The organism is Rivularia sp. UHCC 0363, assembly GCF_034931125.1.
GTDB lineage: Bacteria > Cyanobacteriota > Cyanobacteriia > Cyanobacteriales > Nostocaceae > Rivularia.
Genome location: NZ_JAYGHM010000111.1, coordinates 1 through 14614, shown reverse-complemented (window position 1 = coordinate 14614; position 14614 = coordinate 1). Strand labels below are relative to the sequence as shown.

The window sequence follows — 14614 nt, the reverse complement described above, 5'->3', positions numbered from 1 at the left end:
TTATACTCTGAACGTATAAAATAACTTTTCTTTAAATTAGTCTAAATCTATTAATTGCTATATTTTTGAAGCGTATAGGTACGGGTAAATATTGATTCCACTATTCTCAGAAAGTTTAAAAATGAGAATATCTGTATCTTATTTAATTGAGACAATTTACCGAACGGAAAAAGTTTCCGTTCGGTAGTGTTGGAGGTGAGAAATGATGTACCATACCTATTTGAAAGCGATTTGATATGTTGGCGTAAATACATGATAAAGTCGCATTCCAATTATCACCAAGAATCCAATACGCCCTTGGGGTTAAGCTCCGCTTATCGCAACGTCCCCACTACCAACAAATAAACGTCAAAACGTCATTGCGACTTAAGAAAGCGATCGCAAAATTCCTCACTACCAACGAGTCAATTGACCGAAATCCACAATAATTAACCAAAAAACCACCTTTTCAACCTCCCAAATCAAGAATCATCCCCATTCTTTCCCATCTGTGTACGTAAAGATTCCATGTTTCCCCGAAAAGTTACCGTATTGGAATGATTTGCGCCCAAAACCCGATCCACAATCTCCAAAGCTTGGATGTAAAGGGGTTCTGCTTCCTCGTACCTTCCTTGGAATTGGTAGAGTTCAGCTAAATTGTTCAAACTTTGTGGAATATCAGGATGATTAACTCCGAGTAACTGTTTTCTTAACTCCAATGCTTTGAGAAAAAGAGGTTCTGCTGCTTCGTACTTTCCTTGGGAATCGTAGAGTACAGCTAAATTATTCAAACTGCTTGCAAAGTAATGAATGTTCCTTTGTATACGAGTATACCTGCGAGATTAGCGGACGGTAGCAAAACCTTGTTATCGGTACATTTAGGAACTATTGTTTGGGACAATGTGGAAAAAATAGTCCCCGTTTTAGCTTCCGGTTATAAGCCATTACTGGGAGTTGCGATGATGGAAGATTATCATCTGGAGATAGATTTTGCCGATAATGGTTTGGTTTCGTTGAAAAAAATTACAAGTTAGGTATTTTATCCTACTTGCCTATTGCCCAAAAATTAAACAATTAACAACCTGTTCGTTGCTTTTCCCAGGAATTCTCTATAATATCAGTATATTTTAATGCTGCGGGGATAGGTTTGATCGATGGCGGAATCGTGGCAACTGGAAGAAATACTCGAACGCATCCTCAACCACACTGCAAACGAGGATGATATTGCCCAATTACGTCAATTCATCACGTCAAATAGCGATGGCAATACTGTTCAGTAGGAAAATATAACGTTAATATTGCCGAGGGGAAGGACATTCATATTGGCAATAAAATTTACCAAGGTGCTGATGCGGAGACGATTCGCGCTATTCTCCTGGAAATATTTTCCCAAAATTCTCAACGTGTAGAAATTGACTGGCATCACATCAGCCAAACCATGCTGTCGGAACAGTTGCGACTCACCACAAACCCACTGACATCAGGAGAGGGAATTAGCTATCGCACCGAGCAGGTGTATGTACCATTGGGATTGGTGGAGCGAAAAAAGCCAACTCGAAGACGGGAGGATGTAGCACCAGAGCAGGGTTCGGAACTTTACCGGGAAACCGAAATTACCCAAACCTTTGAGCATCAAGAGTTTTTGGAACGGGTACTTCAACAAAGACAAAGCCCCAAAAGTCAGGGAAAACGGATTGGAATTATCGGGGAACCGGGAGCGGGGAAAACTACGCTGTTGCAGCAAATCGCTCGATGGGTGTCCGAAGAAATCCCTGATGCGGTTGTGATTTGGGTATCTTTGGCTGATTTGCGTGGACGGGAACTGGAAGCATATTTATTCGAGGTATGGTTGCAAGCAGTAGTCCGTAAAGTCGGACAAGCCGAAGCATCTACCCAAGTTAAAAATGATTTTGTGGCTCAATTTAGCCGGGGTTTGGTGTGGCTGTTGCTGGATGGGGTTGATGAAATGCAGGGAACGGTGGGCAATCCGTTAGGAGAGATTGAGCGCCAACTTCGCACGGGAACTTTACTACAACAAGCGCGGATTGTGCTTTCCTGTCGGTTAAATCTTTGGGACGGTGGTACCAATGCCCTCGATTCCTTCGATAATTATCGCACCTTGGAATTTTCCTATCCCCAGCAGGTGGAGCAGTTTATCGACAATTGGTTTGGCTCGCTCCCATCAGCAGAAATCCAGATAGGACAACGGTTGTATGCGGCATTGGGAGAACCGGGGAAGGAGCGTATTCGGGATTTGGCGAAAAACCCGTTACGGTTAACGCTGCTGTGTTTCAATTGGTACTTGAGTGAAGGGAAATTACCGGAAACGAAAGCAGGATTGTACGAACAGTTTGTCGCAGATTTTTACGAGTGGAAGAAGGGACAGTTTGTGACAACTGGGGAACAGCGCAAGTGGTTGAATGCAGCTTTGGGAGAATTAGCACGGGAAGCAATTGATAAAGAAGCAACGCGGTTTCGATTGCGGCAGGAATTTGTATGCGAGTATTTAGGGGAACCAGATGATGCAGATTCTTTGTTTGGGTTAGCGTTGCGATTGGGATGGTTGAATAAGGTGGGGGTGGATGGGGATAATCCCAGGAAGGGTGTTTATGCGTTTTTCCATCCGACTTTTCAGGAGTATTTTGCAGCTAAAGATTTGCTGAAATTGTTACCAACTTTTAACAGCACGCAACTCAGGCAGAATTATTTGAATCTTCTTAAGTGGACAGAAATCATAGCATTAATGTTGGGATTTTCTGAAGTCGCAGAAGAAGAAGCGATAGAATTTATCAAACAAGCATTAGATGTAGATTTAATGTTAGGGGCAAGGTTAGCAGGAGAAGTAAGAAATAACTTTCACGAACAGACAGTAAAGTTAATATTAAAGTTAAATGTATCCCAGAAACTAAAATTTTATCTCTTAGGTTTAACAGGTTCTGCAAAAGCAGTTAAGCCATTGCAGGAAGCATGGAATAATAAAAATCATGAAAATGCTTATATTATCGCTGAGGCATTAGACAAGTTGGGTGATGATGAAGCAATAAATACAATTAAGAAATCGGAAGATGAGCATATTTCTGCTTTAAATGAGATTGCAAAACATGAAGAAGAGAGTAATTATTGGCTGTGTGACAGTATAGTTTCTGGTTTAGAAAAAATTGTTTCTTCTAATACAGGTATTTTAGAGTTAGTTATTTCGTTAACTGATAAAAAGTTAGTAAGTAGAAAAGGCTCTGAATATTATTTAAAAGGACGTAATTATCAAGCAAAAAAGTGTTAGGGGAAAGAGTCTTCCATCAAGCTATTTTATTCTTATTGCAATCATTAAAGCATCAAGACTTTCGTATACGGTATCATGCAGCTTTAGCACTAGGGAATATTGGCTCGGAAAAAGAAGTGACAGCTTTATTAAAATCCATACTAGATGAAAACTATTTTGTTCGTTCCAGTGTAATAGAAGCTTTAGGAAAACTTGAAAGTATTAAATCAGTGAATGCTTTGATTCAAGTATTAACGAATGATAAGCAACCTTTCGTTTGTTCTAGCCCACATTCCGCACCCCACAACTTCCAAAATAAGTTGACAGTCATTAATAGTACATAAAAACTATCAAGCAATTATAATTATTGAAACCAAATGAGAAAGATTACTGTTAATACTAGTAATTATGTATTGAGTAGCCAGTATTGTAGATTTTAGTTGAGATAAGAATTTTGCTGATAGGAAATAACAGATTTTTATAAGTTTTTAAGTACATAAAGTGTGAAAATACGAGCAAGGTGTTTTTCACATTTTATAGGTGCTATGTCTACTCTATCTGAAATTGAAATTAAAAATATTGACCATTTAGGAATAGTTGCCGGAATTATTGATTCAATTGGGTTAGTAGAAATAGTTAATAGCTTAGTTGGAGAAGATATTTCCGAAAAAATTAGTTCTGGTCATGTTGTAAAAGCAATGATTTTAAATGGTTTAGGCTTTGCTTCTGCACCACTGTATATGTTTTCAAAATTCTTTGAGAATCGAGCTTGTGAACATTTAATTGGAGAAGGAGTAAAACCTGAATATCTTAATGATGATAAGTTGGGTAGAACAATGGATAAATTATTTAATCAAGGATTAAGTAATGTTTTCTTAGCAATTTCATTAAATGCAGTTAAGATATTTGATGTATCATTATTATTTGAACATCTAGATTCTTCATCTTTTCATCTACATGGTGAATATAACAAAAAAGGTTTGGAAGCAAACAAATCGGAAATAGAAAGTACAGAGCCAGAAGAAATTAAAATAACATATGGTTATTCTCGTGACCATAGACCAGATTTAAAACAATTTATTATTGATTTAATCTGTTCTGGAGACGGAGATATACCAATTTTTTTCAAAACTGCATCTGGAAATGAAGTAGATTCTGCCAGTTTTGGTAAAATATTAGTTGATTTTAAGAAGCAAATAGAAGTTGATAGTTTGATGGTCGCAGATAGTGCTTTATATACTGCTACAAATTTAAAATTATTATCTGATATTAAATGGTTATCTCGCGTACCATTATCACTAGCTGAAGCTAAAAGATTGGTTTCAACTATAGATGATTCTGAATTAGTCAAAAGTCAAATAAATGGTTACTCATATGTTGTAAAAGAAAGTAGCTATGCTGATATTCAACAAAGATGGTTAGTAGTTCAAAGTGAAGCCAGAAAGAAATCTGACCTACGACAATTAGAAAAAAGAATTCAAAAATCCGAAATTAGCGCAACTTCGCAATTAAAAAAATTACAAAGAGAACATTTTAATTGTTATGAAGATGCAATGAAAGCAGTATCAAAGTTATCTAAAAAATTCAAATATCATAATTTAGATAATATTCATATTCATAAAAAAACTTTATCTGATAAAACTGAAAATCAAAAGCTTTTTTACCAGATAGAAGCATCATTATCAAAAAATGAACCTGCTATAAGTAATAGTATTCAAAGTGCTGGACGTTTTGTTCTTGCTACAAATGTTTTAGATGAAAATATACTTAGTAATTCAGAAATGATTTCTGAATATAAAGCTCAACAATCTTGCGAGAGGGGTTTTGGTTTTCTTAAAGACCCTTTATTTTTTGCAGACAGTGTTTTTCTTAAAACTCCAAAAAGAATAGAAGCTCTTGGAATGATAATGGCGTTATGTTTATTAGTTTATACTCTTGCACAAAGACAAATTCGTGCTGCTCTTTCATCATCTAAATCTACTATTAAAAATCAATTGGGTAAACCTACAGAACGCCCAACATTGAGATGGATATTCCAATGTTTTCAATCTATTAACCTTGTATTTTTGAACAATGATAAACAAATATCTAATCTTACTGAAGATAGGAAATACATTCTAAATTTTCTACCAATTGAATGCTATCGATACTATCAATATTAGCTTCAATAGTTAACATAATTATTTATCAAATTATTTATTATTAGAGTTAGAAGCTTTATTTCTTTTACCTCTTAGTTTTAATACTATTTTTTCTACTTTATTATTCTAGACATTAGATTTATCTGGAAAAATATAAATTATATATAATATTTTATTATCTATCAAGTATAAATACTTCTTCAAATATAAGACTCTCCTTATTGATTCTTATTGACATTAGTTTTGTATGGCGATCGCGATTTACTAAACTAAAAAAAAGATATTTGTGTAATTTGATTCTTTTTTGTTTAATGTATTACCCGTGATAACCGAGTATTACAGATTAGGGTGCGGAATGTGGGTTATATATTTGGGTTCCACTCTGTTCCACTTAACCTGTTAGCGATCGCAAAATTCTCATGAACACAACAAAAGTGATCGCATTTTTTCGATCACCCCAAAAACAGTTTTTTCAACCTTCCCAACCAATCATCCCCCACTTCCTCCCATCTGTGCGCGTAAATATTCCAGGTTTCCCCGACAAGTCACCGTATGGGGATGATTAACTCCCAAAACCCGTTCTACAATTTCTAAAGCTTGGATGTAAAGGGGTTCAGCTTGTTCGTACTTTCCTTGGGAATAGTAGAGTAGTGCTAAATTGTTCAAGCTGATTGCTGTGTGGGGATGATTAACTCCCAGTAGCTGTTTTCTTAACTCCAAAGCTTGGATGTGAAGGGGTTCAGCTTCTTCGTACCTTCCTTGGGAACGATAGAGTTCTGCTAAATTGTTGAAGCTTTGTGCTGTATCGGGATGATTAACTCCCAGTAGCTGTTTTCTTAACTCCAAAGCTTGGATGTAAAGGGGTTTAGCTTCTTCGTACTTTCCTTGGGAATCGTAGAGTCCTGCTAAATTGTTGAAGCTTTGTGCTGTATCGGGATGATTAACTCCGAGTAGCTGTTTTCTTAACTCCAAAGCTTCGATATGAAGTGGTTCAGCTTCTTCGTACCTTCCTTGGGAATAGTAGAGTGCTGCTAAATTGTTCAAGCTGCTTGCTGTGTCGGGATGATTAACTCCGAGTAGCTGTTTTCTTAACTCCAAAGCTTCGATATGAAGTGGTTCTGCTTCTTCGTACCTTCCTTGGGAACGGTAAAGTTCTGCTAAATTGTTGAAGCTAGTTGCTGTGTCGGGATGATTTTCTCCCAAACGGGATTTGACTGCGGATACACATTGTTCATACCAAGGTTCAGCTAATGCATATAAACCTTGTCCATCGTAAAACCTAGCTAAACCAGTAAAAGCCCAATATAAATCTTCATCGCTGACTGTATCTATCAAGTTTTCTGCGACTTCTGTTAAATGAGGAATAGCTTTTTTAAGTGAATTAATAAATTTTAAAGTTGATGTTTGAGGGATTGTCTGAGCAATTTCCATAAAAGTATTGGTAAATGCTTGTTTAATTTCCTTGATATCAGCATCTGCTGTTAATTTTATTTTTAGAAACTCTCGAATTAAAGGATGAATTTGATAAGAATATTCCCCATCGTCTTCTACACACCCGACTAAATGACGTTGATAAAGTTGCTCAATTGCTGTTTCAACATCAGACTCATCCCAGTTGAGTAATTTCGCTGTTGATTCTACCCATTCCCACACAAAAATATCCGCTGCAAATAGACTTAATAACCCCGCAACTCTGTGTGTTTCTGGACTCAATTCCACCCAACTGATTTCAAATGCAGCTAAAACTCCCCGTTGTGCAGTACTCAATCCTTTTTGCTGGGGATTCATTGCTTCTTGATTCAGTCGCTGCTGTTTCAACAATTCCAGCATTTTCGCTAAAGTAAAATGGGGAGGTTTTTTCTTGATATACCGTCCCACCAATTCGATTCCTAAAGGTAAATATCCCAACCATTCACATAACTCTTGCGCTGTTCCTAGTTCGGTGTCATTGCGACGTAAGGAAGCAATCCCAACATCTTTCACTTCTAACGAGTCATTGCGATTACTTCGTTCCGAGTCCTTCGGACACGCTACGCGAACGTAATGACGTATTCGCTTCTCCCCAACGATATTAATTAATAGTTGTAATCCTTCTTCCGGTGACAACACACCGAGAGCAATTTCCTCAACATTTGCATCAATATCTCGTAATCTCGTTGTCATCAAAATCCGGAAGCGATGATTTGGGGGAATTAACTCAGCAAACCCCTCCAAATTCGTCACATCATCTAATATTACCAATACCAAACCCTCTGGTGGTTGCCAATTTTGCCAACACCAAGCTACTTGTTGAATCAGCGTCAATGGATTTCCTTGAAAATCCTGCTGAGGAACTTCTAAACCCATTTGTAGCTGTACAAATTGAATAATTCCCGCAGCTAAATTTGCATCTCTAGCATTTAACCAACAAATCCCACCGGGATAATTATTTATATATTCTCTCGCATATTTTACCGCTAATTCTGTTTTCCCAATCCCACCCATTCCCGACACCGCAGAAATCGCCACAGCGTTATTTTCTTGATGCAATTTCTCGTGAATTATTGTTAATTCATCACTTCGTCCGACAAAATTAGGAGTACCAGCATAGGGGATGCGATTGACAGCAGTTGCGGCTTTACGAGGACTACCTTGATAAATCTTGTCACCAATGTGAATATCTCTACCTTCCCCGATATTAACGTTATACTTGCCAATCTGTAGCGTACCTTGGTTGGAGCTTGCGCTAATTGCCTGACGCAATAATGCTAAATCTGTCTCAGTATGCTGGTGACTGAGAATACGCTCAATAATGGCTAATAAATCGTCAGAGTCAGGCATTCTTAGGACTGCTCCTCAGTAATTTTACTGTAATTATAAGCAACTTCAATCAAATGATGACCGATTCCGGAAAAATATAACTATGGCTCATTAGTGATAAACATCACCAATATGAAGATCGCGAGCTTCATTAATATTAGTGATAAATTTCCCATGCTGATTAATAACATCGGCAATTTTATTAATCTTCTGGGTAGCTTCCGGTTTTACTTCATCCCATCCCTTACTTGGTAAACCCTTCCCACCTCGTAACTTAGCTATGATAAAATCTCCTGCATCCAGATCAAAATGAGGTTCTTGCTCGGCATTATATAACTGACGCGCACTTTCAAATACAGCTTTACCCAAATGATTCATAATATTAGAAACTCGCACCTCTGTATCACCCGATTTATTTCCAGCACCTTGTAAAGCTTCAAGGAAATGATAGGTGTAGATGCTGCATGAATTATCTTTAATATATGATTTTTGTTCACCTTTAGAAGAAGTAAATACCACTCTTCCTTTACCCTGCTTCAATGCATCAATAAAACCCTTAGATGGAGCAAGTCGAATAAAATCATCAAATTCTTCTTCTAATTCTAAATCAGCTTCTTTAGAAGTTGCCATTCCCGCAGCATGACAACTATCAATCACAACAAATAAACGTTCTGCTTCAATCTGTCGCAATGCATCAGTAAAAATCTCTGCTGATAATGCAGAAGCGGCTAATTTAGTAGGCTTAATATCATGTTGTAGTAAATAATATTTTTGCGTATTCTTATCTACCCAACCATGACCAGAATAGTAAATAAAAATAGTTGCATTCGTGTCATATTCAGCCTTTTCTTTTAACCAATTCAAACCATTTAAGATAGCTGCTTGAGTTGCTTCTTGATTATTTAAAACCCGAATATGGTCTTTATCATCCGGATAAGCACATAATTCTGGATCAATTAAAGCCGCATAAATTGCTTGAGTATCTTTGACAGTTACAGGCAATGATAAAGGAGCATATTTAGATTCTCCAACACCAATCAAAAGTGCATAACCATTATTAAATTTACTGAAATTATCGCTCATTTTTATTTAACTCCATTTAAACAATATCTGTGAATTAGAAACAAGATTATTTTGACTGCTAATTATTCTTCATAACGACTGACGCGGAAAATAACATAATTATAAGGCAGGGTTTCATAATCCGATGCTTTATGTACAATTGCACCAATACCAGGTTTGTAAACCCACCTTTCCCAATTAATTGCAATTTCATCATCAACCTGGATTGCGATGTAATTACCTTCTGCTAAACGACACCCCATTGCCATATTTTCAAAATCCAATCCCAGATAAAATTTCTGCACAGCAACATTTTCACTGCGTTGTGCCAACATTTTAACTACACCTACAGTGATTTCCGTAAAAGGCGCGATCGCAGGTTGTGCTGTTGTTAATAATTTAAGTCCACTTTGAAATGGTGAAGATTCTAATGCGCTCAATATTGCTTTGTCTTCGTTATTTTTGACATTTACCGTCGAGCATTCAAAAGCTACCCCTTGGGAACCAACATTTAAACCAATAAACACCGGATAACCAGCAATACCAGCAGATTGTCCTTCCTGTACCCGATAAGTTTGACTAAAGCTGACAGTCTCCTGTGTATTTGCTACCTGATTCCTAGCTGCAAAAGTCACCATCACATTATGGGTTCCACCACCGGGATATTTTGCAATATGTAGACGGTCTAAACGAATATTTATACTGTTATTTTTAAGACTAGTATCCGCAGTAATAGCACTAGGATTTTTGATAACTTGAGGCTCTAGCGAACCTGGTTTAGTGGGAGGAATGTAACCAAATTTATGAGTTGCATACATCCAAGGCTGGTCTTGAACTAAGTTTAAGAACTCTAAAATACCTTTACCACCTCTAGTTGGATTCGTATCTTCGGACACATTGTCCTGAAAATCTGGGTCTTGCATATTTTTGAGTTTGGCGGCAATCCATTCAGGTTGTTCGTACTCGCCAATCACTTTGATGTCTTTAAATACACTACTCATAACGTTTGCTCTCCTCTGCTCAACTTGTTTTTACGATCTTAATTCCCGATGTCAGTGATATTACACGGTCAAGGAACACTAAAATTGTAGTATTTGTCATAATAAATACTAATTATCAACAGTATTTTTTCAGTTTGTCTACTTTTCTCTTGCTTTAGCCACAATCGCAAACAATATCAATGAGTGAGTGTAACAACCTAGAGTTTATTTTTGAACGCATTGTCAACCATCAGGAAACTGAGGATGACAGAGAAAAATTACGAAGTTTACTTTGTAGAGGTAATGGCGAAAAGGAAATTCAGATTGGTAAGCATATTGTCAATATTGCTGAAGGTAGAGATATTCATATTGGCGATAAGATTTACCAAAATACGGATGCAGAAGCAATAAAAAAAGTCTTGCAGGAAGTGATGGGTGAGGAAATCATAAAATCAGAAACCCAACAAGACATTTTGAAAGATATTTTTGCGGGACGAGATTTAAGCACTGGGGATATCAAACAGGAGAATATTCAAAACCAAATAAATCTCATCTTGAATATTTCCGATTTTGCCACAATTAGTAAAGCTTTCTCCGCAATCAAGCTTCCCGATGGTTGGTTTGATTGGCGAGAAAAACCAAAAAACATTGATGATATTATTGCCCAATTAGTAGAGATTCCCCAGACAAACCCCGATAATTCACCGTTATTAAATTTTATATATTTGCTTGCTCAAGATAAAAATATGGAGCAAATTAAACGTGAAAAACTAGGGCAATTATTAACTAACAATTCTTTTGAAACTAAAAATAAAACTAAATCCTTACAACCACTTCATTCCTACCTACTAATCCAACTTTGTCCAGAAATAAACAATAAATTGTTTCTCAAAGCTTGGTTTATCCCCGATGATACTATCAAAGACCCTTGGGAACGTTTTAAACCTTTAACAGTTGACGAACAGCAACCAGAAATTTCTTTTGTACCCGAAAATCTGCCCCTACTGCTAAGTAAATTGCTCCAGCAATGTTTTGAAGAATACTTGCAAGGACAGCCAACAGAACTAACTATCGAAATCTTTCTCCCACGCGATCGGCTAAATGATGAAGTCGAAAAATGGTCGTATCAAGACGACGAGGGCTTTGATATTAATATTGGGGTAGAGCATCGGGTTGTGGTACGTTCCTACGAACGCTTGAAAAAATTACGTACCCAACAAGGTTCCTATTGGCGAAGCAATTGGGAAAAAGTAAATTTTACTTGGAAAGATATTCCTTGTCATGAGGAAATCATAACGATTTCTCAAGCTCGTTTTGACCCAAATAAATTAAGAAAATTATTGACTCAAAAAATTCTTCTTAAGGTATGCTGTACGTTGTCAAACTCAGAAAGGGATAATTTACTCAGGGCTGTTCACAGTGCAGGAACACCAATTGTACTTTGGTCGCGCTGTGAAGTGAAAAGTCTAAATAATGCTATTGACTTTGACACGCTACTAGAAAAGCCATTACACGAATTAGCTACTCGCGTGAAAGAACAACGTTTCGCAGCCGATCGCGATCAACATTTGGGTAATCATTTAGTTTTACTATGGGATAACCCCAATCGAGTACCACCAAACCCTGCATTGGAATTCTCTGTATCGTAAATGAGGAACAAAGAATGAGCGACTGGCTGATTTTTCGAGGTACAGACAAGCCCCATGATGGAGTTAAAAATCTTCCCGAACCGCCAAAATGGCGTGACTTCGGAAAAACTAAGCAAAAACAACGAGGTGAAACCTTTCAAGTCCGTCGCAATGAAATTGAACTAGTTAATGCAGCACTTTACTTGCGCCGTCCTTTGTTGGTAACGGGTAAACCGGGAACTGGTAAAACTTCCCTCGCTTACAAAGTTGCTCACGAGCTACAGCTGGGTTCTGTACTGCAATGGGCGATTACTACCCGCTCAACCCTGCAAGAAGGACTTTATCGCTACGATGCAATTGGACGTTTACAAGATGCTCAAGGCAAGGATAATACCGAGACTATCGGCAAATATATCCAACTTGGTCCCTTGGGAACAGCCCTGCTACCGTCACCTCATCCCCGCATTTTGCTGATTGACGAAATTGATAAAAGTGACATCGATTTACCTAACGATTTATTGAATATATTTGAAGAAGGGGAATTTGAAATTCCCGAATTAGCTCGCTTACCCGAAGAATACGACTCAGTGGAAGTACGTACTTATAATGGCAGTGTCGCTACTATAAAAAAAGGAAGGGTGCGCTGTACCCAATTTCCTTTTGTACTACTAACTAGCAACGGCGAACGGGAATTTCCTCCGGCGTTTTTACGACGTTGTTTGCGATTGACAATGGAAAATCCTGATGCAACGGCGTTGAAAAAAATTGTTCAAGCTCACTTGGGCGATACTGTAACGACTGAAGCAGAAGCTGTAATCACCGAATTTATGCAACGTCGAGACAGAAGCGATGCAGGTGATTTAGCAACGGATCAGTTACTCAATGCTATTTATTTAGTAACCCGTGAAAGGAGTCCGGTTGGTGATGATAAAGAACGGTTGCTCAACGCATTGATGAAATATCTCACAAGTACAGAGGATATATGATTGAGCGGGTAATTGGTGCTTTTGAAAACCTGGGATTTGATTTAGATGATACAGAGATTGCCGATATCCTTTGGCTTACCGTGCAAATGCGGCGCTCCGATTCTTCGCCTTTACTACAATTGCAACAGCCAACACCAGTATCAACCTCAGAAATCACTCCAACTGCGCCTCAATTACCATTAAATCAAAATAACAATTCTCTAGAGTCTGCCACCAAAACCGAAACTAGCACTAACGTCTATTCCCAATCGCCCCAGGATAATAGCCAAACTTCAAGCGACTTGCCCATCAAAGTTCCTGCCGCTCAAGCATTACGAAACAAATTAGAAATATCCCGCGCTCTTCGACCTTTAAAACGCCGAGTCCCTTCCAAAAGCGAATTTATCCTTGATGAAAGCGCTACCGCAGAACGCATTGCTGAAGAGAAACTTTGGCTACCCGTAATGCGACCTGCTCCCGAACGCTGGCTAGAAATGGCTTTGGTAATAGACGAGGGAGCATCAATGATGCTTTGGAAGCAAACTATCAAAGAATTTAAACAACTACTTGAAAGACATGGTGCTTTCCGAGATGTGCGAACTTGGGGATTATTTATCTCGGAAGATAGTAAAGTATGGCTGCGTTCTAGAATTGGTTCGGTATCTCGCCAACAAAAGTTACATAATCCCAGAGAACTTATTGACCCCAATGGTCGGCGTTTGTTTGTAATTATAAGTGATTGTGTTTCTCCAGCTTGGCACAACGGTACGATAACAAAAGCTTTAGCTGCTTGGGCTAGCACTAGCCCAATGACAATCATTCAAGTATTACCAGAGTGGCTTTGGGAAAGAAGCGCTTTGGGTGTTGCTGATTCAATTTTGCTCCGGAGTCTAGCTCCTGGAGTACCCAACCAACAGTTAATAATGACAGCATTGGATTTGCTTGATGAAAGCGATGTTGTTAACAAGCTAAAAGTACCCGTAGTAACTTTAGAACCAGAATCGCTAAAGAATTGGGCTTGGATGGTAGCAGGTGCGGGAGATGTGCAAACTAAAGGATTTTTACTTGCACCGGATGCGAAAATATTTGATATTGGTGACGAGTCAATAGAAAATTCTCACGTTGAACTTTCAGCCAAACAACGTTTACAACGCTTTCGCCTCACAGCTTCACCAATGGCACGGAAATTAGCGGGACTTTTGGCAACTGCACCTATTAGTTTACCAGTGGTGCGGTTGATACGGCAGACAATGTTACCGCAATCAAGTCAAGTTCATGTGGCTGAGGTGTTTTTGGGTGGAATATTAAAGCCATTGTCGCCAATTGATGAAGGTGTAGAAGCGGATAAAATTCAATATGACTTTGTGGATGGGGTGCGGGATTTGCTGCTTGATGCAGTTCCATTAACCGAGTCAACTGAGGTATTGCGTAAGGTTTCGGAATATGTAGCGCAAAGGGCTGGGTTATCTGTTGATGAGTTTACGGCGATGTTGGTTAATCCGGGGTTGTTTGATGATTCGGGTGGAGTTTCAGTTCGTCCTTTTGCTCAAATTACAGCGAAGGTGTTGAGGCGTTTAGGTGGGAAGTATACAGAATTAGCTGAAGAGTTAGAACAGTCTTCTGAGGAATTATACCAAACTCGTCGTGTACCAAGTCCTTGTCCGTCCTTAAACGTGGCGATCGCCTGTCTAGTTCATACAGGCACTGACAATTTCGCAATTTGGGTGGTGAATGCCCCCTATCCCAGTGGTTATGTTTTACATGATTGTGTATGGTCGCAAGAGCTAAATCAAGCTTGGTT

10 protein-coding genes and 2 pseudogenes are annotated in these 14614 nt (G+C 38.3%); 8 read left to right on the top strand and 4 right to left on the bottom strand.

The genetic code is table 11. The features are described from left to right. Positions 1-461: 461 nt before the first annotated feature. Positions 462-770 carry a tetratricopeptide repeat protein gene (locus VB797_RS33505; protein WP_323242119.1) on the bottom strand — a complete coding sequence of 103 codons (309 nt, stop codon included), beginning with the start codon at positions 768-770 and terminating at the stop codon, positions 462-464. A 15-nt stretch (positions 771-785) separates the two neighbouring features. On the opposite strand from VB797_RS33505, the gene VB797_RS33500 reads away from it, so the two are divergent. The 5 genes and pseudogenes from VB797_RS33500 (at position 786) to VB797_RS33485 (ending at position 5400) form a co-directional block, all read left to right on the top strand. Next, complete coding sequence (locus VB797_RS33500; protein WP_323242118.1) at positions 786-1013, top strand: hypothetical protein; 228 nt, start codon at positions 786-788, stop codon at positions 1011-1013. A gap of 120 nt (positions 1014-1133) precedes the next feature. After that, positions 1134-1351 (top strand): annotated as a pseudogene (locus VB797_RS35115) (tetratricopeptide repeat protein); the annotation flags it as partial. 66 nt (positions 1352-1417) lie between these two features. Continuing rightward, on the top strand, positions 1418-3259 hold the full coding sequence (locus VB797_RS33495) for an NACHT domain-containing protein (protein ID WP_323242117.1): 1842 nt from the start codon (positions 1418-1420) through the stop codon (positions 3257-3259). After that, positions 3253-3582 carry a HEAT repeat domain-containing protein gene (locus VB797_RS33490; protein WP_323242116.1) on the top strand — a complete coding sequence of 110 codons (330 nt, stop codon included), beginning with the start codon at positions 3253-3255 and terminating at the stop codon, positions 3580-3582. Before VB797_RS33495 ends, VB797_RS33490 begins: the two co-directional genes overlap by 7 nt. Before the next feature lie 201 nt (positions 3583-3783). Beyond that, positions 3784-5400, top strand: coding sequence for an IS1634 family transposase (locus VB797_RS33485; RefSeq protein WP_323242115.1), 1617 nt, complete (start codon positions 3784-3786; stop codon positions 5398-5400). 468 nt (positions 5401-5868) lie between these two features. Here the strand turns inward: VB797_RS33485 and VB797_RS33480 are convergent, their stop codons facing one another. The 3 genes from VB797_RS33480 to VB797_RS33470 all read right to left on the bottom strand — a co-directional run bounded on the left by VB797_RS33480 (position 5869) and on the right by VB797_RS33470 (position 10241). Then, complete coding sequence (locus tag VB797_RS33480) at positions 5869-8199, bottom strand: tetratricopeptide repeat protein (protein ID WP_323242114.1); 2331 nt, start codon at positions 8197-8199, stop codon at positions 5869-5871. 90 nt (positions 8200-8289) lie between these two features. Next, the gene (locus tag VB797_RS33475) at positions 8290-9261 is read right to left on the bottom strand and encodes a caspase family protein (RefSeq protein ID WP_323242112.1); all 972 of its coding nucleotides are present in this window, start codon (positions 9259-9261) and stop codon (positions 8290-8292) included. Positions 9262-9323: 62 nt separating this feature from the next. Then, the gene (locus tag VB797_RS33470) at positions 9324-10241 is read right to left on the bottom strand and encodes a hypothetical protein (RefSeq protein ID WP_323242111.1); all 918 of its coding nucleotides are present in this window, start codon (positions 10239-10241) and stop codon (positions 9324-9326) included. Positions 10242-10420: 179 nt separating this feature from the next. On the opposite strand from VB797_RS33470, the gene VB797_RS33465 reads away from it, so the two are divergent. The 3 genes and pseudogenes from VB797_RS33465 to VB797_RS33455 all read left to right on the top strand — a co-directional run. Continuing rightward, complete coding sequence (locus VB797_RS33465; RefSeq protein WP_323242110.1) at positions 10421-11869, top strand: hypothetical protein; 1449 nt, start codon at positions 10421-10423, stop codon at positions 11867-11869. 14 nt (positions 11870-11883) lie between these two features. Continuing rightward, a complete protein-coding gene (locus VB797_RS33460) occupies positions 11884-12834 on the top strand; it encodes a MoxR family ATPase (protein WP_323242109.1) in 951 nt (316 codons plus the stop codon). Continuing rightward, positions 12831-14216, top strand: a pseudogene (locus VB797_RS33455) (SAV_2336 N-terminal domain-related protein); the annotation flags it as partial. The gene VB797_RS33460 and the pseudogene VB797_RS33455, both read left to right, overlap by 4 nt. Between the last annotated feature and the right edge of the window lie 398 nt (positions 14217-14614).